The sequence below is a fragment of the Streptomyces sp. PA03-5A genome, assembly GCF_033792725.1.
Lineage (GTDB): Bacteria > Actinomycetota > Actinomycetes > Streptomycetales > Streptomycetaceae > Actinacidiphila.
The window spans coordinates 12,359-37,609 of the sequence record NZ_JARAVL010000021.1 but is presented as its reverse complement, the minus strand read 5'-3'; the positions used below and the strand labels follow the sequence as shown (position 1 = coordinate 37,609).

Genomic DNA, 25,251 nt, shown 5'->3' with positions numbered 1-25,251 from the left:
GATTCCGTGTCGGGCCAGCATGCCCGATATCCCCGCACGGGCCGTGAAAGTTATCCACAGGCGATGCAAATGATCATTCGATATGACTACGGCCCGGTATCTCTCTGCTCTCCTTTCTCACCGAGCACCCCCGCGGGCGGGACTTCCCGGACCCGGTGCGGGTAACGTCGGGGCGTGTCCGCCGACCCCGCCCAGAGCCTTTCCGGCCAGCCCCCGCGCGCCCCTCGGACCAGCGCGGTCGAAGTGCGCCGAAGCGCCCGTCGACGCCGGACGGTGTCGGCGTACCGCGAGGGCGACGTCACCGTGGTCCTCATCCCCGCCCGGATGTCCGTCGCCGAGGAGAAGCGCTGGGTGACGGTCATGCTGGACAAGCTCGCCGCCCAGGAGAGCCGCCGCAGGATCGGCGACGACGGGCTGGCCGCCCGCGCCGCGCAGCTGTCCGCGCAGTACCTCGGCGGCCGCGCCATGCCGCGGACCGTGCGCTGGGTCACCAACCAGAACTCCCGCTGGGGCTCGTGCACACCGGCCGAGGGCAGCATCCGCCTGTCCCACCGCCTCCAGGGCATGCCCGAGTACGTCGTCGACTACGTGCTCCTCCACGAGCTCGCCCACCTCCTGGTGCCCGGTCACGGGCCGGACTTCTGGAAGCTGCTGGAGTCCTACCCGCGCACTGAACGTGCGCGCGGGTACCTCGAGGGCGTCGCCGCCGCGGCCCGGCTGCCCCACCCGCCCACGGCACGCGAGGAATAACGGGGGAATAGCCCCTGTCACGGCCAGCGGTTAGCCTGGCGCAACGCAGCAAGTACGTACGTACGGATGGGGGGACGGTCCTTAGCGATGGCCAGGGAATTCCAGCGCGGCCACAAGGCCAAGATCAGTGACCTGACCGCAGGGACGGATCTGTACATCGGCGTGCAGATCAGCGGTCCCGGTCTCGGCTTCGACATCAGCTGCTTCGGGCTCGACGCCGAGGAACAGCTGTCCGACGACCGCTACTTCATCTTCTTCAACCAGCCCAAGTCGCCCGAGGAGGCGATCCAGCAGCTGGGGGCGCAGGCCGGGGACACCGAGTCCTTCCGTGTGACGCTGGACCGGATCCCCGCGCAGATCCAGAAGCTGAGCTTCACCGCGACGATCGACGGCGCCGGGCAGATGTCGCAGATCGGCCCGGGCTACGTCAGGATCGTCGCCGGGGGCGAGGAGGTCGCCCGCTACGCCTTCACGGGCGCCGAGTTCAGCACCGAGCGCGCGGTCATGCTCGCCGACTTCTACCTCAAGGACGTCTGGCGCTTCGCCGCCGTCGGCCAGGGCTTCGACGGCGGGCTCGACGCCCTGCTGAAGAACTTCGGCGGCGAGGTCGCCGAGGAGCAGCAGGCCGCGCCGCAGCAGCCCGCCGCGGCACCGGGCTTCGCGCCCCCGGCGGGTGCCGCCCCCGGGTTCGCGCCCCCGGCGGCCTCCGCGCCGCCCGCCCCGCCCCAGCCCGCCCCGGCCTTCGGCGCTCCGCCCGCACCGGCTCCGGCCCCCGTGCACGCCGCCCCCACCATGGTGGCGCCGATGACCACGCCGACGCAGGCCCCGCCGCAGGCGCCCCCGGGCCAGCCACCGTTCGGCCAGGTCCCGCCGCCGCAGGCGCCTCCGGGCCAGGTCCCCGGCCAGATGCCGGGTCAGCCGCCCTACGGCCAGCCCCCGTACGGCCAGCCCGCACCGGGCCAGCCCCCGTACGGCCAGCCCGCACCGGGCCAGTCCCCGTACGGTCAGCCCTCCTACGGTCAGCCCGTCCCCGGTCAGCCGATGCCGGGTCAGGGCATGCCCGGCCAGCCCGCGTTCGGCCAGCCGCCGCAGGCCCCGCACGCCGGCCAGGTCCCGCAGGCCCCGGGCGCCGGTCTGGCGGCCGCGATGCAGAAGTACCGCGAGCTGCCCACCGGCCAGCGCTGGACCCAGCAGAACCCGAAGCTGATGCGCGCCGACCTCTCGCAGGCCGGCGGCCAGCCCGTGCTCGCCCGTCAGGGCAGCATGGTGCTCTACCAGGGCAAGGTCGAATTCGGCTACAAGGGCGCCGGGTTCACCGGCCGCATCGTCGGCAACATGACCGGCCAGGAGATGCAGCTGATGCGCTGCACCGGCCGCGGCCAGGTCTTCTTCGCCGAGGACGCGTCCTACCTGCACCCCATCGAGCTCCAGGGCGACGCCATCTGCGTCTCCGCCGAGAACGTGCTCGCCTTCGACGAGTCCCTCCAGCACGAGGTGCGTCGCATCGAGGGTCACGGCATCCCCGGCGGCGCCCTGTTCACCATGCAGTTCCAGGGCACGGGCACCGTCGTGGTCAAGACCCACGGCACCCCGGTGGTGCTGCCGGTCACCCCGACCACCTACGCCGACAGCAACGCGATCGTCGCCTGGTCGGCGGCCTCGCAGGTGGTGCTCTCCAGCCAGGTGCGGCTGCGCAGGAACGCCTACCCGGGACACAGCGGGGAGACCGTGAACCTGCAGTTCCGGGGCGCCCCTGGCAACTTCATCATCGTCCAGCCGTACGAGGTCTGAGGGGAGCCCGTCATGGACCAGTCACTGATCTCCGGGTACGCCCCGGCACCGGTCACCGCCCGCATGGAGAACCACGGCAGCAGCATGCTGAAGGTGGCCATGCAGAGCGGCCAGGACCTCTTCGCGCGCACCGGTTCGATGGTCGCCTACGAGGGCTTCGTCCAGTACGAGCCCAACCCGCCCGCCGTCCGCCAGATGGCCTCGCAGTGGCTCACCGGCGAGGGGGCACCGATCATGAAGTGCTCCGGCGACGGACTGCTCTACCTCGCCGACTACGGCGCCGACGTCGTCTGCGTCTACCTCAACAACGAGGCGCTGTCGGTCAACGGCAGCAATCTGCTCGCCTTCGACGCCCACCTCCAATGGGGCGTGGAGCGGGTGAAGGGCCTGGCCAAGTTCGCCGGCCAGGGTCTGTTCAACGTCGGGATCTCGGGCACCGGCTGGGTGGCCATCACCTCGCGCGGCACCCCGGTCGTGGTCGACTGCGGCCGCGGCGAGGACGAGACCTACGTCGACCCGGACGCCCTCGTGGCCTGGTCGAGCGGGCTGAAGACGAAGGCGAAGCGCAGCTTCAAGGCGTCGGCCCTCATCGGGCGCGGCAGCGGCGAGGCCTTCCAGATCGGCTTCTCCGGCCAGGGCTTCGTCGTCGTACAGCCCAGTGAGGACAGCACCGACCGCCTCCGAGTCCGGGGCTGAGGGGGAGCGAGACACCATGCAGAGCCCGCTTTTCGGCTACACCGAGGTCCAGACCGAGGACCAGTACGCACTCCAGAACCCGTACCTGCTGAGGGTCAAGCTCGACGGCCGCACCGACTGCCTGGCCCGCAAGGGCGCCATGGTCGCGTACCAGGGCCTGATCGAGTTCGACGGCGAGTACCAGAGCCACGCCCAGCGCACCGCCCGCTACCGCACCGGGGAGGGCCTGGAGCTGATGCGCTGCTCCGGGCAGGGCACGGTCTACCTCGCCAACCTGGCCCAGCACATCCACGTCGTCGACGTGGACCAGGAGGGCCTGACCGTGGACGGCGCCTATGTGCTGGCGCTCGACTCCGGGCTGCACTGGGAGGTCATCTCCGTCGACAGCCAGTTCGGCATCTCCGGCAGCGGCGCCTACAACCTCAACATCTCGGGGCACGGCAAGGTCGCGCTGATGACCTCGGGCAAGCCGCTGCTGATGCCGGTCACCCCGGACAAGTACGTCTCGGCCGACTCCGACGCGGTCGTCGCCTGGTCGTCCTCGCTCCGGGTGCAGATGCAGGCGCAGACCAGTTCCTCAGGCGTCTGGCGGCGGCGCGGCAACACCGGCGAGGGCTGGGAGCTCAACTTCCTCGGCCAGGGCCACGTCCTGGTGCAGCCCAGCGAACTGATGCCGCCGCAGAACGCCCAGCTCGGCGGTGGCGCCGCCGCCCAGTACGGCTTCGGCCAGCAGGGCGCGCACGGGATGAACCAGGGCAACATCTTCAGCAACCGCTGAGCTCCCGCGGCCGGTCCCGCCCCGCGCGCCGCCTCAGAGCAGCGCGCGGGTGCGGGCCAGCAGCGTCCGGACGGAACCGTCCGCGACGTCGGCGACCTCGTCGTAGGAGAACCACTTCAGGTCCAGCGACTCCTCGCTGATCTCCTCCACCGCGCCGGGCGGTGCGACGGCGGCGTACTGCACGTCGAGGTGCCAGGCGCACGGCGTCAGGTGCCGGTCGAGGTTGACCGGCCCGGGACGCAGCAGGGTGAGTCCGCGGATGCCCGACTCCTCGACGCCCTCACGCAGCGCGGCCCCGGCCAGCGAGGTGTCCTCCGGCTCGCAGTGCCCGCCCATCTGCAGCCACATGCCGAGCTTCTTGTGCAGGGTCAGCAGCACCCGTCCGCGCTCGGGGTCCACCACCAGGGCGCTGCCCGTGACGTGTCCCGCGGCGCAGGCCTTCCACATGCCGTCCGGGTGCGCCTCCAGGTGGGCCAGGTAGGTCTCCCGGAGCCGCTCCTGCCCCGTGTCGGGCGCGGACCAGTCCTTCAGGACGCGTACGGCGTCGTCGTGCAGGCTCACTTCTCGTCGTCGTCCTTGCCCTCGTCGGTGCCGTCGTGCTCGTGCTCGTCCTCGTTGCGCCGGACGTCCTTCCCGTGGCCGCCCGCGGCCTCGCCGAGGATCTTGTCCAGCTCGGAGAAGTCCAGCTGCTCGTGGTGGACGAAGCCGTCGGGGTCGTCCAGGTCGGCGGCGGTCGGCAGCATGTCGGGGTGGGCCCACAGCCCGTCGCGTCCGTCGACGCCGCGCGCGTCGGTGAGCGAGGCCCACAGCCGGGAGGCGTCCCGCAGCCGGCGGGGTCGCAGCTCCAGGCCGATCAGCGTGGCGAAGGTCTGCTCCGCGGGGCCACCGCTCGCCCGGCGCCGGCGCAGCGTCTCGCGCAGCGCCCCGGCCGACGGCAGGTGCGGGGCGGCGGCCGCGTGCACGACCGCGTCCACCCAGCCCTCGACGAGGGCCAGGGCCGTCTCCAGACGGGCCAGCGCCGCCTTCTGCGCCGGGGTGTCCTCGGGCTGGAACATGCCCTGCTGCAGGGCGTCCTGGAGCGCCTCGGGGTTCGACGGGTCGAGCTGGCCGACCGCGTCCTCCAGCTTCGCGGTGTCCACCTTGATACCGCGGGCGTACCCCTCGACGGCGCCGAACAGGTGTGCCCGCAGCCACGGCACGTGGGCGAACAGCCGCTGGTGCGCCGCCTCGCGGAGCGCCAGGTAGAGCCGGACCTCGTCCTGCGGCACGCTCAGGCCCTCGCCGAAGGCCTCCACGTTGGCGGGGAGCAGCGCGGCCTTGCCGGCCGGGCCGAGCGGCAGGCCGATGTCGGTCGAGCCCACGACCTCACCGGCGAGCGTGCCCAGCGCCTGCCCGATCTGCGTGCCGAACATGGCGCCGCCCATGGAGCGCATCATGCCGAGCAGCGGGCCCGCCATGGCCTGCATCTCCTCGGGCAGCACGTCGCCCATCGCCGTCCCGACGCGCTCGGCGACCGGGTCGACCAGCTCCTTCCACACGGGCAGGGTCGCCTCGACCCATTCGGCCCGGCTCCACGCCACGGCCGAGCCGGCGCCGGAGGGCATCGACGTCACCCCGTCGAGCCACAGGTCCGCCAGCCGCAGCGACTCCTGGACCTTCGCCCGGTCCGCGGGACCCACGCTGACGTCCTTCGAGCCCTCCGGGGTGCCCTGGGCCACCGTCTGCCGGGCGATGTCCTTGGCCATGTCCCAGTTCACCGGGCCGCCCTCGTACGAGAGCATCTGACCCAGCTGCTGGAAGGCCGCGCCCAGGTCGTTGGGGTTCAGCGAACCGAACATGGCGGCGAACGGGTTGTCCCCGCCGGCGCCGCCGCCGAAGGGACTCCCGCCGCCGTAGCCGAAGGGATTGGCCGGTCCCCGGGAGCCGCCGCCGGAACCGCCGGACTTCTTGCCGTCGTCCCCTTCCTCGGGCTCCTCGGGAGGGACTCCGAATCCGAATGGGATGTCGCTCACGGTTTCCTCGGCTCTGTGTGTTGTGGGCTGTACCTCCAGCCTAGACACCCGTCAGGCAGGATGGCTGCGTACGGACCGCGGTTGCGGACCGCGCACCCGGTACCAGAGACAACCGTGGGAGACACCTGGTGAGTTCCCCAGAACCGACCGTTCGCCCAGAGCGGAGCGGCGGCAGGGCCCCCGCCGGACCTGTGGTCGCCGTCACCGGCGCCGCCTCCGGTGTCGGCCTGCTGCTGGCCCTGCGGCTGGCCGAATCCGACCAGGTCAAGAAGGTCGTGGCGATCGACGAGCGCCGCGGCGACGTCCCCGGTGCCCAGTGGGCGGTGCTCGACGTTCGGGACCCGGCGATCGCCGAGCGGCTGCGCGGCGTGGACGTCGTCGTCCACCTCGCGCTCGACCTGGACCTGGAGTCCGACCCCAAGGCGCGCAGCGCCTTCAACGTGCGCGGTACCCAGACGGTGCTCACCGCGGCGGCCGCCGCCGGCGTGCCGCGCGTGGTGCTGTGCACCTCGGCCATGGTCTACGGCGCCCACCCGGACAACGACGTCCCGCTCGCCGAGGACGCCCCGCTGCGCGCGACCGCGGAGGCGTCCTTCGTGGGCGACCTGCTGGAGATCGAGCGGCTGGGCAAGCGCGCCCCCCGCGCGCACCCCGGACTCAACGTGACCGTCCTGCGTCCGGCCGTGCTGGTCGGCGGCACCGACACCGCGCTGACCCGCTACTTCGAGTCGCCGCGGCTGCTGGTGGTGGGCGGCAGCCGCCCCTGCTGGCAGTTCTGCCACGTGGAGGACCTGGTGACGGCGCTGGAGCACGCGGCGCTGGAGAAGGTGGACGGCGAGATGACCGTGGGCTGCGACGGCTGGCTGGAGCAGGAGGAGGTCGAGGAGCTCTCGGGCATCCGCCGCATGGAGCTGCCGCCCGCGGTGGCGCTCGGCGCGGCCTCCCGGCTGCACCGGCTGGGGCTCACCCCCTCCCCGGCGGGGGACCTGGCGTACACGATGCACCCGTGGGTGGTCAGCGGCAGCAGGCTGCACGAGTCGGGCTGGCGGCCGAAGTGGACCAACGAGGAGGTGCTGGCCGTCCTGCTGGAGGAGGTCTCCGGCCGCAACTCCGTCGTCGGGCGGCGCCTGGGCCGCAAGGACGCGGCCACGCTCGGTGCGGCCGGCGCGACGGTCGCCCTGGTCGGCACGGCGGCGATGGTGCGGAGGGCGCGCAAGCGCCGCGGTGTCTGAGCGTCGCCGCGCGAACTCGCTCCGGAAGGGGGTTTCCGCATGGCGGGTGATGGGGCAGCATGAGCGGCATGGCACAGACGCACGACGAACCCGTCCGGCTCATCGCGGTCCGGGACACGGAGCTGTCCGTGGACGAGGTCTTCCGCGCCGTGGGGCACGATTCCGCCGGGGGCACCGCGCTGTTCGTCGGCATGGTCCGTGACCACGACGGCCCGTCGGACGCGGAGGTGACCGGGCTCGGCTACTCGGCTCACCCGGGCGCGGAGGCCGAACTGCGCCGGGTCGCGGAGAAGGTCGTCGCGGACTTCCCGGTCAAGGCACTGGCCGCCGTCCACCGGGTGGGCGACCTGCGCGTCGGCGACCTCGCGGTCGTCGTCGCCGTCTCCTGCCCGCACCGGGCCGAGGCCTTCGCCGCCTGCCGGCGGCTCATCGACGACCTCAAGCGCGAGGTCCCGATCTGGAAGCACCAGGCCTTCGCCGACGGCACCGAGGAGTGGGTCGGCGCCTGCGCCCACTGACCCGCGGGGAGGGCGGTCGCCGCCCGCCTCGCCACTGAGTGGCCCACCTGCGGTTGCGTAACCTGCCACCCGCTCTGAACGTTGTAGCAGCAGAAGATTAGTCTGCTCATAGTTCTTGATCGGCATGCGCGTCCAGGAGGCCGAAGTGGCAGCGCTCGCATGGTTGCTCATCCCGCTGGTCGCCGCGATCGCCGCGGCCGTCTGGGGAGGCTGGGCGGCGCGTACGCGGTCCACCGGGGACGGCGCCTCGCTCGCCGACTACGAGCGTTTCCGCGAGGCCATGCAGCGCACCGGATCGGGCGGCCCGGCCTGAGGCCCCACGGGGCGGCTGCGGGTTCCGTACCGTACTGTCGTTCCATGCCACGCCGCACCGCGACGCTGCTCGCATCGACCCTGACCCTGATAGCGCTGCTGTGTGTCGCGCTCCTGTGGCCCGTGCCGTACGCGGAGATGTCGCCGGGTCCGACGGTGAACACGCTCGGGTCGCACGGCGGGGATCCGGTGCTGCAGATCTCGGGGCACAAGACGTACCCGACCAGCGGTCACCTCAACATGACCACGGTGCGGGTGACGAGCGCGGACTACTCGATGAACCTGGTGGAGGCGGTCGTCGGCTGGCTGGCGCACGACCAGAAGGTCGTCGAGCACGACACGCTCTACCCCAAGGGGCAGACGGCCGAGGAGGCCGACCAGGAGAACGCCGAGGAGTTCACGCAGTCCCAGGACAGCGCGAAGGTCGCGGCGCTCGAGGAGCTCGGCATACCCGTCGGCTCCCGGGTGATCGTCTCCGCCGTGGTCAAGGGCGCCCCGGCCGAGGGCGAGCTGCACGCCGGAGACGTGATCAAGGCCGTGGACGGCGAGCCGGTCAAGGCGGCGGGCGACGTCGCATCGCTGGTCACCAAGCACCAGCCGGGGCAGAAGGTGGTCTTCACCGTCGTGCCCAAGGGCGCCAAGGGCGACGCCACCCAGGACGTGACCATCACCACGGCGAAGTCGGACGACGACGGCGAGGCCCGGGCGGTCGTGGGCATCCAGGCCGGCGTCGAGCACACCTTCCCGTTCAAGATCGACATCAAGCTGGCGGACGTCGGCGGCCCGAGCGCCGGCCTGATGTTCGCGCTGGGCATCGTCGACAAGCTCACCCCGGAGGACCTCACCGGCGGCAAGTTCGTCGCGGGCACCGGCACGATCGACGACGAGGGCAAGGTCGGTCCCATCGGCGGCATAGACATGAAGACCATCGGCGCGCGGCAGAAGGGCGCCGAGTACTTCCTGACCCCCGCCGACAACTGCGCGGAGGCGGCGACCGACACCCCGAGCGGCCTCACCCTGGTCAAGGTGAAGACCATCGACGACGCCCTGGACGCGCTCAAGGACATCCGCGACGGCAAGACGTCGGCCCTGCCCTCCTGCACGAAGGGCTGAGCGACGGACGCATCCGTACGGCCCGACGGCCCCGGGGAACTCCCGGGGCCGTCCGCGTCACTCCTCGAAGGTCGCCGCCAGGGCGTCGGCCAGCCCCGGCACCAGCGCGGAACCGGTCAGCACCTCGGTGGGGGAGTCCTTCTCGCGCAGCCGCACCGCCGACTCCCGGGACCCGTCCCGCAGCACGCCCACCGTCATGCGGACCTCCTGGCGGTCAGGGTGCCCGGCGACCCAGCGGGCCAGCGCGGCGTCGTCCAGCCCCTGCGGGATGGACTCCTCCGCGGACGGCGGCAGCATCAGCCGCTCGACGGTGAGCGCGCAGCCGCTGACGACACCGGGCCAGGCGATGGTGGCCAGGAACTCGTCCAGCGCGGCGCCCGGCGGCAGCTCGTCCTGCTCGATCGGGGTCAGCCCCGCGGCCGCCCCGTCTCCGAGGCCGAGTTCCTCGGCCAGCTTGGGCTCCTGTACGCGCAGCGCCGCGGTGTCGACGAGGGCGAAGAGCCGGGCGGGCTGGTCCCAGCCGAGGCCGGACGCGTAGTCGTCGATTTCCAGGACGGCACGGGTGAGCGGGTTCGCGGTGAGCGGCGCACCCTCGGACGTGTTGTTGGACATGCTCATCATCCTGCCTGTTCTGTGACCCGCATCCCCAATCGGGAGCCTTGGGGAACTGAGTAAACGCTGAGTAAGTTGCATCAGTGGGCGCCGGTAGGGCGTCCGACGGAGACCGACACTTCGAGGTGCGCACCTTGGTATTCCAGATGCCGGACCGCGGCGGGGGTCCGCACGGGCCGCGGATCAGAGTGGGCCGCCCGTCGCGGCGAGCCCGGACACTGCTCATGACCCTGGGCGTCCTGGCCGTGCTGGCCATGGCCTTCGTCATGTTCTCGGGTTTCTGGACCGACTGGCTCTGGTACCGCTCCGTCCACTATTCCTCGGTCTTCACCACCACCCTGTGGACCAAGATCGGCCTGTTCTTCGTCTTCGGTCTGCTGATGGCCGCGGCCGTCGGCGTCAACGTGTACCTCGCGCACCGGCTCCGGCCGCCGCTCAGCGCGATGTCGATGGAGCAGCAGAGCCTCGACCGCTACCGGATGGGCATCGCCCCCTACAAGAAGTGGGTGCTGCTCACCGTCTGCGCGCTCGTGGGGCTGATCGCCGGAGCCTCCGCCTCCAGCCAGTGGCGCACATGGCTGCTGTGGACGAACTCCACGTCGTTCGGCACCAAGGACCCGCAGTTCCACGTGGACATCTCCTTCTACGCCTTCGACCTGCCCTGGTACCGCTTCCTGCTGAGCTTCGGCTTCGCGGCGGTCGTGCTGTCGCTGCTGGCGGCGGCGCTGGTGCACTACCTGTACGGGGGCCTGCGGCTCACCTCCCCGGGCGGCCGGGCGACGGCGGCGGCGACCGGGCACCTGTCGGTGCTGCTGGGCCTGTTCGTCACCTTGAAGGCCGTCGCGTACTGGCTGGACCGCTACTCGCTGGCGGTGAAGTCCGGCAACCTCAGGTCGGGCGACTGGACGGGCCTGCGCTACGTGGACGCCAACGCCTACCTGCCGGCCAAGACGATCCTGTTCGCCATCGCCATCATCTGCGCGCTGCTGTTCTTCGCCACCCTGTGGCGGCGCACCTGGTCGCTGCCGCTGATCGGCTTCGGCCTGATGGTGCTGTCGGCGATCCTGATCGGCGGCCTGTACCCGGCGATCGTGCAGAAGTTCCAGGTGCAGCCGAACGAGGCCGCCAAGGAGCAGCCGTACATCCAGAAGAACATCGACGCCACGCGTGAGGCGTACGGCATCGACCACGCCGACGTGACGGACTACTCGGGCACTAGCGGTGACGGCAAGGAGAAGCTGCGCAGCGACGCCGACACGGCGGCGTCCATCCGCCTGCTGGACCCGAACGTGGTCTCGCCGACCTACCAGCAGCTGCAGAAGGTGCGCGGCTACTACGCGTTCCCGTCCACGCTCGACGTCGACCGCTACACGATCGACGGCAAGGAGCAGGACACCGTGGTGGGCCTGCGGGAGCTGAACCTCGAGGGCATCCCGCAGCACAGCTGGATCAACGACCACTTCAAGTACACGCACGGCTACGGCATGGTGGCGGCCAAGGGCACCACCACGACCGCCAGCGGCGAGCCGGACTTCACTGAGTACAACCTGCCGACCAAGGGCGACCTCGGGACGTACCAGCAGCGGATCTACTACGGCGAGCAGACCAAGCAGTGGTCGATCGTCGGCGACAAGACCACGCCGGAGATCGACTACACCGACGACAGCGGCGAGAAGCCGTACACGTACACCGCCAAGAGCGGCGTCGGCCTGAAGAACCCGGTGACCAGGCTCGCCTACGCGGTGTCCTTCGGGGAGCCGCAGATCTTCTACTCCGGCGCCGTCGGCGACGACTCGCAGATCCTGTACAACCGCATGCCCAAGGAGCGGGTCGAGGCGGTCGCGCCCTGGCTGACGATCGACGGCGACTCCTACCCGGCGGTCGTCGACGGCCGGATCGTGTGGATCGTCGACGCCTACACGACGAGCAACGGCTACCCGTACTCGTCGCGCACGACGCTGGGCGACACCACCGCGGACTCGCTGACCGACGGGCAGCGCGCCGTGCTGGCGCAGCAGAACCAGGTCAACTACATCCGCAACTCGGTGAAGGCGACCGTCGACGCGTACAGCGGCAAGGTCACGCTCTACCAGTGGGACACCGAGGACCCGGTGCTGAAGACCTGGATGAAGGCCTTCCCGGACACGGTCGAGCCCAAGACGGCGATCGACGACGCGCTGATGGCGCATCTGCGCTACCCGCAGGACCTGTTCAAGGTGCAGCGCGAGCTGCTGACGCGCTACCACGTCACCAAGGCGTCGACCTTCTACAGCGGCAGTGAGGTGTGGGCGGTGCCCAACGACCCCGCCGCCAAGACCGGCAAGTCGGTGCCGCCGTACTACCTGAGCCTGAAGATGCCCGGCCAGAACGACCAGGCGTTCTCGCTCACGACGACCTTCACGCCGAACAAGCGCGAGAACCTCAGCGCCTTCATGGCGGTCGACGCGGACGCGAAGAGTCCGGAGTACGGCGCGATCAGGGTGCTGAAGCTGCCGTCGAACACCACGGTGTCCGGACCGCAGCAGGTGCAGAGCCAGTTCAACTCCGACCCCGACGTGGCGGAGAAGATCAGGCTGCTCAAGGGCGGTGACTCGGAGGTCGAGTACGGCAACCTGCTGACCGTGCCCCTCGACGGCGGGCTGCTGTACGTCGAGCCGGTCTACGTCCGCGGCGCGGGCACCAACTACCCGCTGCTGAAGAAGGTGCTGGTGAGCTACGGCGGCCAGACCGAGTTCGAGGACACGCTCGCGCAGGCGCTCGACGCGGTGTTCGGCTCGGACGGCGGCACGCCCGAGACGCCACCGGAGACGGGCGGGGGCACCCAGCCGCCGGCCTCCGGCAATCCGACGGTCGCCCAGGCCCTGGAGGACGCCCAGCAGGCGTACGACGCGGGCCAGAAGGCGCTCAAGGAGGGCGACTGGGGCGCGTACGGCCAGGCGCAGAAGGATCTCGCCGACGCGCTGAAGCGGGCCCAGGAGGCCGAGCAGCAGGCGGGCAGGCAGGGCTGACGGGGCCCACCCCGCGTCGTGGTACTGTTGTTCCACCGACGCGGGGTGGAGCAGCTCGGTAGCTCGCTGGGCTCATAACCCAGAGGTCGCAGGTTCAAATCCTGTCCCCGCTACTGTTGGAGAGGGCCCGGAGTCAATAGACTCCGGGCCCTTTCACTTGTAGGGGGGAACTGGTACCGCAGAGGTTTCGGTTGGCATCATGTCGGGAAGTCGACAAAACGCTGTAGTGACCTACGAAGTGACCAACTGGGATCGGCTGAACTCTGCAGGTTTGCCGCATACCAGGTGTACTGCGGGTACGGGTGATGCGACGATGGACCTCATGGGGGATGGTGCAAGGCTGCTGAAGACTCGTCAGATCCGGGATCCCGGGTCCACGGGGCGGACGACCGTGCCCGCGGCCGGGGCCGCGCTGGTGCCGGCCGTCGCCGACCTGCTGCCCGCTCCGCGGATGGGCGGTCTCGACGAGGAGCGCCTCATCGAGTCCGACCTCCCGGACGAGGAGACCCTGGAGGCCCGCGAGGAGGCCGAACTCGAGGCGCGCCACCGGCGGGCCGCCGAGCACGGCGACATCGGGGCCATGAGCGTCCTGGGCACCCTGCTGCTGCGCCGCGGCGACCTCGAGGGCGCCGAGCCCCATCTGCGCGGCGCCGCCGCCGGAGGGGACCGCCCGGCCGCCAACAACCTGGGCCTGCTGCTGCACCAGCGCGGCTACGCCGACGAGGCCGCCGCATGGTGGCGCATCGCGGCGGTCGCCGGTTCCGCCGCGGCCGCGCACGCGCTCGGCCGGCACTTCCGCGAGCGCGGCGACGAGCCCGGCGCCGAGTACTGGCTGCGCCAGGCCGCCGAGTCCGGGCACACCCTGGGCGCGTACGCGCTGGCCGACCTCCTGGACCACCGGCGTGACGTCGGCGCCGAGCGCTGGTTCCACGCCGCCGCCGAGCACGGCCACCGCGAGGCCGCCTACCGGCTCGCCGGCATCTGCGCCGAGCGCGGCGAGGAGCGCGAGGCCGAGCAGTGGTACCGGCAGGCCGCCGCCCGCCGGCACCGCAGGGCCGCCCTGCGCCTCGGCACGCTCCTGGAGGAGCGCGGCGAGTTCGAGGAGGCCAAGCGCTGGTACCTGACCGCCGCCCGCGACGGGGAGCCGCGCGCCGCCTGCGCCCTCGGCTTCCTGCTGCGCGACGCCGGCGACGTCGACGGGGCCGCCACCTGGTGGCGGCGTGCCGCCAACGCCGGCGACGGCAACGCCGCGAACGCCCTGGGCGCGCTGCACGCCCAGGAGGGCGAGACCCAGACCGCCGAGCGGTGGTACCGGGCCGCGCTCGAGGCGGGGGACATCAACGGCGCCTTCAACCTCGGTCTGCTCTGCGCCGGTCAGGGCCGCACGGCCCAGGCCGAGCAGTGGTACCGCAAGGCCGCCTACACCGGGCACCGCGAGGCGGCCAACGCGCTCGCCGTGCTCCTGCTGCAGCGCGGCGACGCGGCGGGCGCCGAGCCCTGGTTCTCCAAGGCGGCGGAGGCGGGCAGCGTCGACGCCGCCTTCAACCTCGGCATCCTGTACGCCGGGCGGGGCGACGACGCCACCGCGCGGCGCTGGTACGAGCGCGCCGCGGCCAGCGGCCACGGCGAGGCCGCGCTCCAGGTGGCCATCGCCTTGCAGAAGGAGGGCGACGCGCACGGCGCCGAGCGCCACCTGCGCTGCGCGGCGGGCGGCGGCAGCCCGGAGGGCGCCTTCCGGCTCGGCGCGCTGCTGGACGGGCAGGGCACGCAGGAGGCCGAGGGCGAGGCCGAGGAGTGGTACGCCCGCGCCGCAGGCCAGGGGCACCGCCGTGCCCAGGTGCGGCTCGGCATGTGCGCCGCCAAGCGCGGGGACGTCGTGGACGCCGCCCACTGGTACCGGGAGGCCGCCGAGGGCGGCAGCCGCAACGGTGCCTTCAACCTCGGGCTGCTCCTCGCCCGCGAGGGCGCGGAGCCGGAGGCCGCCCTGTGGTGGACGCGTGCCGCGGACGCGGGCCACGGACGCGCCGCGCTGCGGCTGGCGCTGCTGGCCGCACGGCACGGACAGCTCGCGGACGCCCAGGCGTGGTGCGCCCGCGCGGTGGAGTGCGGCCCCGCCGAGGTGGCCGAGCGGGCCGCCCGGCTGACCGACGCCCTGGAGCACGAGCTGTCCGCGTGAGAAGCGATTTGCGCTGCTCAGCGCCGGGAGGGTAGTCTAAAGACACAACGACGCGGGGTGGAGCAGCTCGGTAGCTCGCTGGGCTCATAACCCAGAGGTCGCAGGTTCAAATCCTGTCCCCGCTACTGAAGAGAGGGCCCGGAAGCCATGGCTTCCGGGCCCTTCTCGTATGCGTTGGGTACAGGCCAGGCATGGTTCGGGCAAAAGGGTGCCGACGATCCTGGGCCCGCCGGCGCCGGCGCGCGATCCTGAGGACAGGCCCTCAGGCGGCGCGAGGAGGCGGGGTTGCTGCGCAGGCGGCGTAAGCGGCGGCCGACGGAACTCAGGGATGTGACGCGGTGGGGTCGGCTGTGCGCGGCCGCGGAGGTGGAGGGCCTGCTGCGCGAGCTGCGCAGCGCCGCCGACGACGAGGAGGCCGCCTACGACCGGGCGGCGGCCCTCAAGGCGCTGGCCGCGGCGCCGCCCCGGCTGTGGCTGCTGCTGGACCGTGCCGCCCGGGTGCAGGAGGGCACGCCCCCGGCGCCCGGCGAGAGTGAACCGCTGCGCCTGTTGCTGGCCGCGATGGACCGGGACGGCCGCATCCGGCAGGCCGCCGTGGAGGAGCTGGCGGTGCACGGCGGGCCGCTGGTGGCCTCCGCCCTCGCGCTGCGGACGGCGGACTGGGTCGACCAGGTCCGCGACCGGGCGCTGGAGGCGCTGCTGCGCCGTACCGCCCCGGACGAGGCCGCCGCGGCCGTACGGCTGCTGCTGAGGCTGCGCGGACGGAGCCGGGCGAGGCACACCCCCGAGGCGTACCGCGGGGTGCTGGCGGCGCCCGAGGCCCGGCGGGCGGTGCGTGCGCTGGCCGCCGACACGGACCCGCTGACCCGGCGCTTCGGGGTCGAGCTGGCCCTGGAACTCGGCGAGTTCGTCCGCGGGGACCTGGTGCGCACGGCGCTGCGCGACCCGGACCAGGTGTGCCGCAGACTGTGCGCCGAGCGGCTGCTGCAGATGGACCCGGACCAGGCGGGGCGGCTGCTGTGGGCCCGCTCGGCGGCCGTGCGGGAGCTGGCGGTCGCGGCGCTGCCGGACGACGTGCCGGCGGCCCGGCTGACCGCGCCGCTGGCCGACCCGGCGCGGATCGTCCGCGCCCAGGCCCGCTGGCGGCTGTACAGCAGGGGAGAGCCCCCGGCGCTGGCGTACCGTAGGCAGCTGTTGCGCTGCGGCCCGCAGAGCCCGCCGCGGCTGGTGGCCGGGCTGGTGACGGGGCTGGGGGAGTGCGGGGACGCCTCGGACGCGCCGCTGCTGCTGCGGCTGGCCCGTGAGGTGCGCACTCCGTGGCCGCCCGTGGTGCGCCGTGCCGCGGTGCGCGCGGCGGGACGGCTCGTCCCGCGGGAGGGGCTGCTGCGGCAGCTGGCGCCGTTGGCCGTGGATCCGGACCCCGGGGTGGCCAGGGAGGCCTTCGAGGCGCTCTCCAAGGTCGCCGGCCAGGTGCCGGTGGAGACGGTGTGGGTGGGCCGCACCCGGCCGGAGCCGGGGGTGCGCAAGGCCGCGGAACGTGTGCGGCGGGCCGCGCAGCGTCAGGCGCAGGCGGGGCACAGGCCCCGGTAGGTGACCTCGACCTGGGAGACGGTGAACCCGAAACGCTCCGCGTCGGGCAGGTCCGCCAGCGGGTTGCCGTGCGGGTGGACGTCCCGGACGGTGCCGCAGCTGGAGCACACCAGGTGCTGGTGCGGGCGGTGGGCGTTGGGGTCGTAGCGCTTGGCGCGGCCGTCGGTGGCGACCTCTATGACCTCGCCGAGCGACACCAGTTCGCCCAGGGTGTTGTAGACGGTCGCGCGGGAGATCTCGGGCAGTCGCGCCGCCGCGCGGGCGTGCACCTCGTCGGCGGTCAGGTGGACGTGGTCGCCGTCCAGGACCTCGGCCACGACGCGCCGCTGCGCGGTCATGCGCCATCCGCGGCCGCGCAGTCGTTCCAGCAGGTCACTCATTCCATTTCACCTATCAGTGGGATGGCAACAGCTTAACAGTGACAGTCCGTGTTCCGACCGGGTACGAGTTTGGGGCTCTTCTTGACTTGGACTCTGTCTATCGTAGGATCGCTTCCGGCGTAAGCCACGGCACAGCACCAACCCAGGGAGAAGCACGTGACGGTTCAGGAGACCGGCCCGCTGACCACGGAGGCGGGCGCCCCGGTCGCGGACAACCAGAACAGCGAGACCGCGGGCCCCGGGGGACCGGTCCTGGTCCAGGACCAGCAGCTGCTGGAGAAGCTCGCCCACTTCAACCGCGAGCGCATCCCGGAGCGCGTGGTGCACGCCCGTGGCGCCGGCGCCTACGGCACCTTCACGGTGACCGCCGACGTGACGAAGTACACGCGGGCGAAGTTCCTCTCCGAGGTCGGCAAGCAGACCGAGACCTTCCTGCGGTTCTCCACCGTCGCCGGCAACCTGGGCGCGGCGGACGCGGTGCGCGACCCGCGCGGCTGGGCGCTGAAGTTCTACACCGAGGAGGGCAATTACGACCTCGTCGGCAACAACACCCCGGTGTTCTTCATCAAGGACGCCATCAAGTTCCCCGACTTCATCCACACCCAGAAGCGCGACCCGTACACCGGCTCCCAGGAGGCGGACAACGTCTGGGACTTCTGGGGGCTGTCACCCGAGTCGACGCACCAGGTGACCTGGCTGTTCGGTGACCGCGGCATCCCGGCGAGCTACCGCCACATGAACGGCTACGGCTCGCACACCTACCAGTGGAACAACGAGGCCGGCGAGGTCTTCTGGGTCAAGTACCACTTCAAGACCGACCAGGGCATCAGGAACCTCACCCAGGAGGAGGCCAACCGGCTCGCCGGTGAGGACCCGGACTCCCACCAGCGCGACCTGCGCGAGGCCATCGAGCGCGGCGAGTTCCCGAGCTGGACCGTGCAGGTGCAGATCATGCCCGCGGCCGAGGCGGCGGCCTACCGCTTCAACCCGTTCGACCTCACCAAGGTGTGGCCGCACGAGGACTACCCGCCGATCGAGATCGGCAGGCTGGAACTCAACCGCAACCCGCAGAACATCTTCGCCGAGGTCGAGCAGTCGATCTTCTCCCCGGCGCACTTCGTGCCCGGCATCGGCCCGTCCCCGGACAAGATGCTGCAGGGCCGGCTCTTCGCCTACGGCGACGCCCACCGCTACCGCGTCGGCATCAACGCCGACCACCTGCCGGTGAACCGCCCGCACGCGACCGAGGCGCGCACCCACGGGCGCGACGGCGCGCTCTACGACGGCCGCCACGGCGGGGCCAGGAACTACGAGCCGAACAGCTTCGGCGGCCCGGCGCAGACCGGCCGTCCCCTGTGGTCGGCCACCGCGGTCGCCGGGTACGCCGGCAACCACGAGGCGCCTTCGCACGCCGAGGACGACGACTTCGTGCAGGCCGGCAACCTCTACCGGCTGATGTCGCAGGAGGAGAAGGAGCGCCTGGTCGCCAACCTCTCCGGATTCATCGCCAAGGTGTCGCGCGACGACATCGCCGAGCGCGCGATCGGCAACTTCCGCCGTGCCGACGAGGAGTTCGGCAAGCGGCTGGAGGCCGCCGTCCAAGCCCTGCGCGGCTGACGGGCGTCCGTCCCACAGACCCGGAGGGGACCGGGTGCGTCCAGGCACCCGGTCCCCTCCGATCCATGTCCGGGCCGTCAGCCGGCCAGGGCGCGCGCAGGCTGCCAGCAGCGCACGATGTCGCGTACGGAGACCATGCCGACCGGGTTGCGGTCGTCCAGCACCACCAGGTGCCGGAAGCCGCCGCGTACCATCGCGGCGGCCGCCTCTTCGAGGGTCCACTGGGGCGCGGCGAAGACCACGTCGGTGGTGGTGTGGGCGGCGGCGAGTTCGAGGTCGGGGTCGAGCCCCGCACCGATGGCGTTGAGGATGTCGCGCTCGGTCAGGATGCCGAGACCGCAGGTGTCGGGATCGAGTACCACCGCCGCGCCCACCCGTCGGGCGGACATCAGCCGGGCGGCCTGGCGGAGGGTGTGGGCGGGACCGACCGTGAGAACGACCGTGCTCATGGCGTCGCGTACGAGCATGGGATACCCCTCGGGCTGCGTCGTGGCCGTCTTGAGAACCGTTTCACAAATGCACAAGCTCACGCATTCTCATGTTCACATGCGCCGCGGTCCGCAGCAAGGGGCGCGCGGAGGGTGATCGGTAGTGTGAGGGGTCGGTCGATTACGGGCGGTTCAGGAAGTCGAGCATGTCCTCGTGCAGCAGCCCGTTGGACGCCGCCGCGTTCCCGCCGTACGGTCCCGCGGTCCCGTCCAGGCTGGTGAAGCGCCCTCCGGCCTCGCGCACGATCACCTCGTTCGCCGCCATGTCCCACAGGCTCAGTTCGGGCTCGGCGCAGATGTCCACGGCGCCCTCGGCGACCATCATGTAGGGCCAGAAGTCACCGTAGGCGCGCGTCCGCCAGCAGGACCGGGTCAGGTCGAGGAAGCCGTCCAGGCGGCCCTGCTCCTCCCAGCCGCTCAGCGAGGAGTACGCGAAGGAGGCGTCCGCCAGCCGGCTGACCTGCGACACCCGCAGCCGCGTGGCCGAGGACAGGCTGCGCCCGGTGTACGCCCCGCCACCCTTCACCGCCCACCAGCGGCGCCCCAGGGCGGGCGCGGACACCATGCCGACCACGCCCTCGTCGCCCCGCTCCCCCCGCACCATGAGCGCGATCAGGGTGGCCCACACGGGCACCCCGCGGACGTAGTTCTTGGTGCCGTCGATCGGGTCGACGATCCAGCGGCGCGGACCGCTGCCCTCCGTGCCGTACTCCTCGCCGAGCACGGCGTCGCGCGGCCTGGCCCGCCCGAGCTGACTGCGGATCAGTTCCTCGGCGCGCTTGTCCGCCTCGCTGACCGGCGTCATGTCGGGCTTGGTCTCGACCTTGAGGTCCAGGGACTTGAAGCGCTCCATGGTGGCGGCGTCGGCGGCGTCGGCAAGGATGTGCGCCAGGCGCAGATCGTCGTTGAAGTCCGGCATGGAGCGAACAGTATCGATCGCGGCAGGTCGAGGTCACGCAGGGTGCGCGGGGAGGGTTGACACGGACCGACGGCCCGTCAATTCTGGCCCACGGCCCCCTGAGGCCGCCCGGTACCGGTGGAGACCGCTTGAGACCCGCTTGAGACCGCTTGGAGGCGATCGTGCCGACAGCGCGTGAATCACTCCTGGACGCGGCGCTGTCCGCACTGGGCGACCGCTCGTGGGCGACGATCAGGATGGTCGACGTCGCGGCCACGGCCGGGGTGTCGCGGCAGACCCTCTACAACGAGTTCGGCACCAAGGAGGGGCTCGCGAGAGCCCTGGCGAGGCGTGAGGCGGAGGCGTTCCTGGCGGGCGTGGAGCGCGCCCTGGACGCCGCCGGGCGGCAGGGCGCCGACGCCGGCGACTGCTTCGCCGCCGCGACCGCCTGGACCTTGCACAGTGCCCGCCGCAGCCCGCTGGTGCGCGCGGTCCTCACCGGCTGCCGCGGGGACCGGGTCCCGGCGGCGGCCGTCGTGCCGGTGCCGGTGCCGCGGCTGCCGGGCCGGCGGCAGCGGGGGGACGACGCCCCGCTCGCCCCGGCCGAACTCCTCGACGGCTTCCGGGCGCGCGCAGCGACCGTACTGGGGCGGCGCTTCCCCAGACTCGACCGGGCCGAGGCCGACTGGGCCTGCGAGGCCGCGGTGCGTGTCACCGTCTCCTACGTCGTCGCGCCCGCGGCCTCCGACGAGGAGGCGTGCCGGCGGGTCGCCCGGCTGGTCCGGGGGCTGCTCCAGCGCGGCTGGTGACGGGCGCGGCCCGGCCCCCGGTGCGGACCGGCCGGGGCGGTCAATGGGTGGAGCCGGAGAGCTGGAGCCCGATGACGCCCAGGACGACCAGGCTGATGGAGATCAGCTTCAGGGTCGAGACGACGTCGCCGAGGAAGGCCATGCCGTAGATCGCGGTCCCGGACGCCCCGATGCCCGTCCACACCGCGTACGCGGCCCCGACGTCCAGCTTCTTCAGGGCGAGCGTGAGCAGGCCGAAGCTGCCGAGCGCGAAGGCGCAGAACGCGATGGTCGGCCACAGACGGGTGAACCCGTGGGAGAGCTTGAGGCAGACCGCGAAGCCGGTTTCGAGGAGTCCAGCGACCACCACGAGGAGCCAGGCCATCGAACGCCCTCCCGTTTCCGTCTGTCGATGAGCGATCATCACACAGCATGCCCGGAAATGGGGTCTCAGTCCCCTTCCTTGCGCTCACGCGTCGCGAGCAGCCGCCGCAGCGAGAACAACCGGGCGGGTTCCGCGTGCCCGTCGGCGACCCAGGCGTCCAGCGCGCAGTCGGGTTCGTCGTGGCTGCAGGCCCGCGGACAGTCCTCCGTGCCCGGCTCCAGGTCGGGGAAGGCGTGGATGACCCGGGACGGATCGACGTGGTGGAGGCCGAAGGAGCGCACCCCCGGGGTGTCGATGACCCAGCCCTCCGCGCCGCTGAGCGGCAGCGCGAGCGCCGAGGTGGTGGTGTGCCTGCCCCGTCCGGTGACCGCGTTGACGAGGCCGGTCGCGCGCTGACGCTCCACCAGGGCGTTGACCAGGGTGGTCTTCCCGACGCCGCTGTGGCCGACGAAGGCGGTGATCCGGCCCTTGAGGTGCTCGCGGACGGCCGCCGTCGCGTCGGCGTCGAAGTGCTCGTGGCTGGTGACGACGTAGGGGACGCCCAGGGGCGCGTACGTCTCCAGCAGCGTTTCCGCCGAGGCGAGATCGGACTTGGTGAGCACCAGCAGCGGCTCGAGCCCGGCGTCGTACGCCGCCACCAGGCAGCGGTCGATGAGCCGGGGGCGCGGCTCGGGGTCGGCGAGGGCGGTGACGATGGCGAGCCGGTCGGCGTTGGCGACGACGACCCGCTCGTACGGATCGGTGTCGTCGGCGGTGCGGCGCAGCACCGAGCTGCGCTCCTCGACGCGCACGATGCGCGCCAGCGTGTCCTTCTCGCCGGACAGGTCGCCGACGATGCCGACCCGGTCGCCGACCGCGATGCCCTTGCGACCCAGTTCGCGGGCCTTCATCGCGGTGACCGTGCGGTCCTCGACGAGGCAGGTGATGCGGCCGCGGTCGATGGTGAGGACGAAGCCCTCCTCGGCGTCCTCGTGCTTGGGCCGGATGCTGGTGCGGGGGCGGTTGCCCTTGCGGTTCGGGCGGACCCGGACGTCGTCCTCGTCGGTGTGCTTGCCGTAGCGCCGCATGGTTCAGGCCCGCACGGGGGACGCGGAGGCCGCCGGTGCCGTGCCCAGCATGGCCGTCCACATCTCGGGGAAGTCGGGGAGGGTCTTGCCGGTGGTCGCGACGTTCTCGACCCGGACGCCGTCCACGGCGAGGCCCAGGACGGCGCCCGCGGTGGCCAGCCGGTGGTCCTCGTAGGTGTGGAAGACGCCGCCGCGCAGCGGCCGCGGCCGGATGCGCAGTCCGTCCTCGGTCTCGGTGACGTCGCCGCCGAGCTCGTTGATCTCCTTGCTCAGCGCGGCCAGCCGGTCGGTCTCGTGCAGACGCAGGTGCCCCACGCCACGCAGCACGGACTCGGAGTCGGCGAGCGCGGCGACCGCCGCGATGCCGGGCGTGAGTTCGCCGACGTCCGACAGGTCGGCGTCGATGCCGTGGATCCGGCCGGATCCGGTGAAGACCAGGCCCGTGTCCGTCAGCTCGCACGAACCGCCCATCCGGGTGAACAGCTCGCGCAGCGCGTCACCGGGCTGGGTGGTGCGCCGCGGCCAGTCGGGGATGACCACACGGCCGCCGGTGACCAGCGCGGCGGCGAGGAAGGGCTGGGCGTTGGAGAGGTCCGGCTCGACGGTGAGGTCGACGCCGAGCAGCGCGCCGGCGTCGACCCGCCACACGTCGGGCTCGCCGCCGTTCTCCGGGGTGTCGACCTTGGCCCCGGCGTGCCGCAGCATCTCCACGGTCATCTTGATGTGCGGCAGCGACGGCAGCGTCGGGCCGGTGTGCCGCACCTCGACACCCTGGTTGAAGCGGGGGCCGGACAGCAGCAGGGCACTGACGAACTGGGAGGACGAGGACGCGTCGACCGACACCGGGCCGCCGTCCAGCGCCCCGCCGCCGTGCACGGTCAGCGGCAGCGCGCCGCGGCCCTCGTCGTCGATGCGGGCGCCCAGGGTGCGCAGCGCGTCGATGACCCCGTTCAGCGGGCGCTCGTGGCTGCGCGGGTCGCCGTCGAAGTGCACCGGGCCGTCGGCGAGCGCGGCGACCGGCGGCAGGAACCGCATCACGGTGCCGGCGTTGCCGACGTCGACGGAGGCCGGACCGTGCAGCCCCGCCGGGATGACCCGCCAGGCCTCGCCGCCGTAGGGATTGACCACCTCGTCGATCTGGACGCCCATGGTGCGCAGCGCGTCGGCCATCAGCACGGTGTCGCGGCTGCGCAGCGGGCGGCGCAGCCAGCCCGGCTCGGAGGCGAGCGCAGCGAGCACCAGGGCGCGGTTGGTGACCGACTTGGATCCGGGCACGGTGACCGTCGCCTGGACGGGGGCGGACGCGAGCGGCGCGGGCCACAGGGCGGTGTGCGCGGGGTTACCGGTCATGACCCCCAGCGTAGTGGCTCAAGGAGAAGGCGAATCGCTCACAAAGCGGACGAAACCTGAAGGAAACAGATACCCGCTCGCAAGGCCTACAGACCCACCAGCCAGCGGCCGCCGCCGAACAGCGACAGCAGCGCCACCGCGTAGAACAACAGCATCCACAGTGCCGCCGGGGTGTGCGTCAGCCGGGCCAGCTGGTCCGCGTCCGATCCGGGCGCCGCACCACCGCGCCGCTTGCGCTGGAGCTCCAGGACCGGCCGTACGCCCCCGAACAGCAGGAACCACACCACCAGGTAGGCGAAGGCCGCCTGGACCCCGGGCTCGGTCAGCCAGGACACCAGCAGGAAGAGGCCGCCGGTCACGAAGACGGTCAGCACCCCGTACGCGTTCCTGATCATCACCAGCATCACCAGCAGCAGGGCCGTCGCCCCCCACAGCAGTGCCGTGATGTGCCCCGCCGCGAGCAGCAGGGCCCCGCCGAGGCCCAGCAGGGACGGCGCGGTGTAGCCGGCCGCCGCGGTGAGGATCATGCCGAGGCCGTACGGCTTGCCGCGGGAGACGGTCAGGCCCGAGGTGTCCGAGTGCAGCCGGATGCCCTGCAGACGGCGTCCGGACAGCAGGGCGACCAGGCCGTGGCCGCCTTCGTGGGCGATCGTGATCGCGTTGCGGGACAGCCGCCACAGGACGTGCGGCAGCACCGCGGCGAGGGCGACGGCCGCCGTGGCGCCGACCAGCCAGGGGGAGGGCGCGGGCTGGGTGCCGAAGATGGAGTCGAAGAGCTGCACGGTTCCGCACCATACGACGGCCTGCTGTGTCCGCGCCGTGGCAATCTGGCACTCATGTGCGGTCGATATGCAGCGAGCCGGGGGCCCGAGGATCTCGTCGGGCTCTTCGACGTGCGGAAATGGGATCCCACCGAGGCTCTGGACCCCAATTGGAACGTCGCGCCGACCGACAGCACCTACGCGGTGCTGGAGCGGCCCGACAAGGAGACCGGCGAGATCGTGCGCCAGCTGCGCACCCTGCGCTGGGGGCTGGTGCCGAGCTGGGCCAGGACGCCCGACGTCGGCGTGAAGATGATCAACGCCCGTGCCGAGACCGTGCACGAGAAGTCCTCCTATCGGCGCCCCTTCGCCTCACGCCGCTGCCTGCTGCCCGCCGACGGCTACTTCGAGTGGGTCACCGGCAAGGACGAGCGGCAGCTGGAGGAGGAGGGGAGGAAGAAGCGGTCCCGCAAGCAGCCGTACTTCGTCACCCCCGTCGACGGCTCCGTCTTCGCGATGGCCGGGCTGTACGAGTTCTGGCGCGACCGCACCCTGCCCGACGAGCACCCGCGCGCCTGGTGGGTCACCTGCACCGTCATCACCACCGAGGCCGAGACCAAGCCCTTCGCCGACGCCGACGAGCGCCCCGGCGGCCCGCGCTCCCTGGCCGAGATCCACCCGCGCATGCCGCTGTGGATCACCCCGGAGCACTGGGACGACTGGCTCGACCCCGCGCGCACCGACGTCGCGGACCTGCGCGGCCTGCTCGTGCCGCCGCGGCCCGGCCTGCTGCGCGCGTACCCCGTGCGCACCGAGGTGAGCAACGTCCGCAACAACGGGCCGGAGCTGGTCGAGCCGATCGAGGCGCCCGAGGAGGCGACGCTGTTCTGACCGCCCGCGGTGCCAGACTGGCCGCTGTGAGCGAGATC

At 72.2% G+C, this 25,251-nt stretch carries 24 protein-coding genes and 2 tRNA genes; 16 read left to right on the top strand and 10 right to left on the bottom strand.

What is annotated here, in order from left to right; genetic code table 11:
• Positions 1-174 precede the first annotated feature (174 nt).
• The 4 genes from PV410_RS25480 to PV410_RS25465 all read left to right on the top strand — a co-directional run bounded on the left by PV410_RS25480 (position 175) and on the right by PV410_RS25465 (position 4,015).
• Positions 175-750, top strand: a complete 576-nt coding sequence (locus PV410_RS25480; RefSeq protein ID WP_500327928.1) for a M48 metallopeptidase family protein — start codon at positions 175-177, stop codon at positions 748-750.
• Positions 751-837: 87 nt separating this feature from the next.
• Positions 838-2,541, top strand: a complete 1,704-nt coding sequence (locus PV410_RS25475) for a TerD family protein (RefSeq protein WP_500327927.1) — start codon at positions 838-840, stop codon at positions 2,539-2,541.
• Positions 2,542-2,553: 12 nt separating this feature from the next.
• Entirely contained in the window at positions 2,554-3,237 is a 684-nt protein-coding gene (locus PV410_RS25470) for an AIM24 family protein (protein WP_326572541.1), read from the top strand.
• Positions 3,238-3,253: 16 nt separating this feature from the next.
• Positions 3,254-4,015 (top strand): AIM24 family protein, encoded by a 762-nt coding sequence (locus PV410_RS25465; protein ID WP_500327925.1) that lies wholly within the window; start codon positions 3,254-3,256, stop codon positions 4,013-4,015.
• A gap of 33 nt (positions 4,016-4,048) precedes the next feature.
• Here the strand turns inward: PV410_RS25465 and PV410_RS25460 are convergent, their stop codons facing one another.
• Together PV410_RS25460 and PV410_RS25455 are read right to left on the bottom strand one after the other, a co-directional pair.
• Positions 4,049-4,576: an NUDIX hydrolase gene (locus PV410_RS25460; protein ID WP_500327924.1), complete on the bottom strand. Its 528-nt coding sequence runs from the start codon at positions 4,574-4,576 to the stop codon at positions 4,049-4,051.
• Positions 4,573-6,027 carry a zinc-dependent metalloprotease gene (locus PV410_RS25455; protein WP_500327922.1) on the bottom strand — a complete coding sequence of 485 codons (1,455 nt, stop codon included), beginning with the start codon at positions 6,025-6,027 and terminating at the stop codon, positions 4,573-4,575. The genes PV410_RS25460 and PV410_RS25455 overlap by 4 nt, the downstream gene beginning before the upstream one ends.
• 128 nt (positions 6,028-6,155) lie before the next feature.
• On the opposite strand from PV410_RS25455, the gene PV410_RS25450 reads away from it, so the two are divergent.
• The 4 genes from PV410_RS25450 (at position 6,156) to PV410_RS25435 (ending at position 9,202) form a co-directional block, all read left to right on the top strand.
• On the top strand, positions 6,156-7,259 hold the full coding sequence (locus PV410_RS25450; protein WP_500327920.1) for an SDR family oxidoreductase: 1,104 nt from the start codon (positions 6,156-6,158) through the stop codon (positions 7,257-7,259).
• 59 nt (positions 7,260-7,318) lie between these two features.
• On the top strand, positions 7,319-7,777 hold the full coding sequence (locus PV410_RS25445; RefSeq protein WP_500327918.1) for a molybdenum cofactor biosynthesis protein MoaE: 459 nt from the start codon (positions 7,319-7,321) through the stop codon (positions 7,775-7,777).
• Between the two features lie 145 nt (positions 7,778-7,922).
• The gene (locus tag PV410_RS25440) at positions 7,923-8,090 is read left to right on the top strand and encodes a hypothetical protein (RefSeq protein WP_500327916.1); all 168 of its coding nucleotides are present in this window, start codon (positions 7,923-7,925) and stop codon (positions 8,088-8,090) included.
• 44 nt (positions 8,091-8,134) lie between these two features.
• On the top strand, positions 8,135-9,202 hold the full coding sequence (locus tag PV410_RS25435) for a YlbL family protein (RefSeq protein ID WP_500327915.1): 1,068 nt from the start codon (positions 8,135-8,137) through the stop codon (positions 9,200-9,202).
• A gap of 57 nt (positions 9,203-9,259) precedes the next feature.
• Here PV410_RS25435 and PV410_RS25430 read toward each other — a convergent pair whose 3' ends face one another.
• Positions 9,260-9,814 carry a PPA1309 family protein gene (locus PV410_RS25430; RefSeq protein ID WP_499513849.1) on the bottom strand — a complete coding sequence of 185 codons (555 nt, stop codon included), beginning with the start codon at positions 9,812-9,814 and terminating at the stop codon, positions 9,260-9,262.
• 146 nt (positions 9,815-9,960) lie between these two features.
• On the opposite strand from PV410_RS25430, the gene PV410_RS25425 reads away from it, so the two are divergent.
• The 5 genes from PV410_RS25425 to PV410_RS25405 all read left to right on the top strand — a co-directional run bounded on the left by PV410_RS25425 (position 9,961) and on the right by PV410_RS25405 (position 16,588).
• Positions 9,961-12,822 (top strand): UPF0182 family membrane protein, encoded by a 2,862-nt coding sequence (locus tag PV410_RS25425; protein ID WP_500328045.1) that lies wholly within the window; start codon positions 9,961-9,963, stop codon positions 12,820-12,822.
• Positions 12,823-12,861: 39 nt separating this feature from the next.
• Positions 12,862-12,935: transfer RNA gene (locus PV410_RS25420), tRNA-Met, on the top strand.
• A 338-nt stretch (positions 12,936-13,273) separates the two neighbouring features.
• On the top strand, positions 13,274-14,998 hold the full coding sequence (locus PV410_RS25415; protein ID WP_500328044.1) for a tetratricopeptide repeat protein: 1,725 nt from the start codon (positions 13,274-13,276) through the stop codon (positions 14,996-14,998).
• A gap of 51 nt (positions 14,999-15,049) precedes the next feature.
• Positions 15,050-15,123, top strand: a tRNA-Met gene (locus PV410_RS25410).
• Between the two features lie 205 nt (positions 15,124-15,328).
• Entirely contained in the window at positions 15,329-16,588 is a 1,260-nt protein-coding gene (locus PV410_RS25405; RefSeq protein WP_500327914.1) for a hypothetical protein, read from the top strand.
• Here the strand turns inward: PV410_RS25405 and PV410_RS25400 are convergent.
• Positions 16,558-16,968: a Fur family transcriptional regulator gene (locus PV410_RS25400; RefSeq protein ID WP_499513853.1), complete on the bottom strand. Its 411-nt coding sequence runs from the start codon at positions 16,966-16,968 to the stop codon at positions 16,558-16,560. The two genes, PV410_RS25405 and PV410_RS25400, sit on opposite strands and share 31 nt — an antisense overlap.
• A 156-nt stretch (positions 16,969-17,124) precedes the next feature.
• Between PV410_RS25400 and PV410_RS25395 the strand changes: the two genes are divergently transcribed.
• On the top strand, positions 17,125-18,585 hold the full coding sequence (locus tag PV410_RS25395; RefSeq protein WP_500327912.1) for a catalase: 1,461 nt from the start codon (positions 17,125-17,127) through the stop codon (positions 18,583-18,585).
• Between the two features lie 77 nt (positions 18,586-18,662).
• On the opposite strand, the gene PV410_RS25390 is transcribed toward PV410_RS25395, so the two are convergent.
• Together PV410_RS25390 and hisN are read right to left on the bottom strand one after the other, a co-directional pair.
• Positions 18,663-19,052, bottom strand: a complete 390-nt coding sequence (locus PV410_RS25390; protein WP_500327911.1) for a CBS domain-containing protein — start codon at positions 19,050-19,052, stop codon at positions 18,663-18,665.
• Between the two features lie 142 nt (positions 19,053-19,194).
• Complete coding sequence (hisN, locus tag PV410_RS25385; RefSeq protein ID WP_499513856.1) at positions 19,195-19,992, bottom strand: FIG domain-containing protein; 798 nt, start codon at positions 19,990-19,992, stop codon at positions 19,195-19,197.
• A 161-nt stretch (positions 19,993-20,153) separates the two neighbouring features.
• On the opposite strand from hisN, the gene PV410_RS25380 reads away from it, so the two are divergent.
• Positions 20,154-20,780 (top strand): TetR/AcrR family transcriptional regulator, encoded by a 627-nt coding sequence (locus PV410_RS25380; RefSeq protein WP_500327909.1) that lies wholly within the window; start codon positions 20,154-20,156, stop codon positions 20,778-20,780.
• Positions 20,781-20,820: 40 nt separating this feature from the next.
• Here the strand turns inward: PV410_RS25380 and PV410_RS25375 are convergent, their stop codons facing one another.
• The 4 genes from PV410_RS25375 to PV410_RS25360 all read right to left on the bottom strand — a co-directional run bounded on the left by PV410_RS25375 (position 20,821) and on the right by PV410_RS25360 (position 24,343).
• Entirely contained in the window at positions 20,821-21,144 is a 324-nt protein-coding gene (locus PV410_RS25375) for a DMT family transporter (RefSeq protein WP_361798116.1), read from the bottom strand.
• Between the two features lie 65 nt (positions 21,145-21,209).
• On the bottom strand, positions 21,210-22,211 hold the full coding sequence (rsgA, locus tag PV410_RS25370; RefSeq protein WP_499513858.1) for a ribosome small subunit-dependent GTPase A: 1,002 nt from the start codon (positions 22,209-22,211) through the stop codon (positions 21,210-21,212).
• A gap of 3 nt (positions 22,212-22,214) precedes the next feature.
• Positions 22,215-23,561, bottom strand: coding sequence for a 3-phosphoshikimate 1-carboxyvinyltransferase (gene aroA, locus PV410_RS25365; RefSeq protein ID WP_499513859.1), 1,347 nt, complete (start codon positions 23,559-23,561; stop codon positions 22,215-22,217).
• Positions 23,562-23,647: 86 nt separating this feature from the next.
• Entirely contained in the window at positions 23,648-24,343 is a 696-nt protein-coding gene (locus PV410_RS25360) for a M50 family metallopeptidase (protein WP_500327908.1), read from the bottom strand.
• 54 nt (positions 24,344-24,397) lie between these two features.
• Between PV410_RS25360 and PV410_RS25355 the strand changes: the two genes are divergently transcribed.
• Positions 24,398-25,213 carry an SOS response-associated peptidase gene (locus tag PV410_RS25355; protein ID WP_500327907.1) on the top strand — a complete coding sequence of 272 codons (816 nt, stop codon included), beginning with the start codon at positions 24,398-24,400 and terminating at the stop codon, positions 25,211-25,213.
• The last annotated feature ends 38 nt before the right edge of the window (positions 25,214-25,251 follow it).

Excerpts from the sequence above, each read along its gene's own strand:
- PV410_RS25425 (WP_500328045.1), top strand. The coding sequence starts at position 9,961 with ATGCCGGACCGCGGCGGGGGTCCGCACGGGCCGCGGATCAGAGTGGGC.
- rsgA (WP_499513858.1), bottom strand. The coding sequence starts at position 22,211 with ATGCGGCGCTACGGCAAGCACACCGACGAGGACGACGTCCGGGTCCGC.
- hisN (WP_499513856.1), bottom strand. The coding sequence starts at position 19,992 with ATGCCGGACTTCAACGACGATCTGCGCCTGGCGCACATCCTTGCCGAC.
- PV410_RS25430 (WP_499513849.1), bottom strand. The coding sequence starts at position 9,814 with ATGTCCAACAACACGTCCGAGGGTGCGCCGCTCACCGCGAACCCGCTC.
- PV410_RS25415 (WP_500328044.1), top strand. The coding sequence starts at position 13,274 with ATGGGCGGTCTCGACGAGGAGCGCCTCATCGAGTCCGACCTCCCGGAC.
- aroA (WP_499513859.1), bottom strand. The coding sequence starts at position 23,561 with ATGACCGGTAACCCCGCGCACACCGCCCTGTGGCCCGCGCCGCTCGCG.
- PV410_RS25435 (WP_500327915.1), top strand. The coding sequence starts at position 8,135 with ATGCCACGCCGCACCGCGACGCTGCTCGCATCGACCCTGACCCTGATA.
- PV410_RS25475 (WP_500327927.1), top strand. The coding sequence starts at position 838 with ATGGCCAGGGAATTCCAGCGCGGCCACAAGGCCAAGATCAGTGACCTG.
- PV410_RS25375 (WP_361798116.1), bottom strand. The coding sequence starts at position 21,144 with ATGGCCTGGCTCCTCGTGGTGGTCGCTGGACTCCTCGAAACCGGCTTC.
- PV410_RS25400 (WP_499513853.1), bottom strand. The coding sequence starts at position 16,968 with ATGAGTGACCTGCTGGAACGACTGCGCGGCCGCGGATGGCGCATGACC.
- PV410_RS25465 (WP_500327925.1), top strand. The coding sequence starts at position 3,254 with ATGCAGAGCCCGCTTTTCGGCTACACCGAGGTCCAGACCGAGGACCAG.
- PV410_RS25390 (WP_500327911.1), bottom strand. The coding sequence starts at position 19,052 with ATGCTCGTACGCGACGCCATGAGCACGGTCGTTCTCACGGTCGGTCCC.
- PV410_RS25445 (WP_500327918.1), top strand. The coding sequence starts at position 7,319 with ATGAGCGGCATGGCACAGACGCACGACGAACCCGTCCGGCTCATCGCG.
- PV410_RS25355 (WP_500327907.1), top strand. The coding sequence starts at position 24,398 with ATGTGCGGTCGATATGCAGCGAGCCGGGGGCCCGAGGATCTCGTCGGG.
- PV410_RS25470 (WP_326572541.1), top strand. The coding sequence starts at position 2,554 with ATGGACCAGTCACTGATCTCCGGGTACGCCCCGGCACCGGTCACCGCC.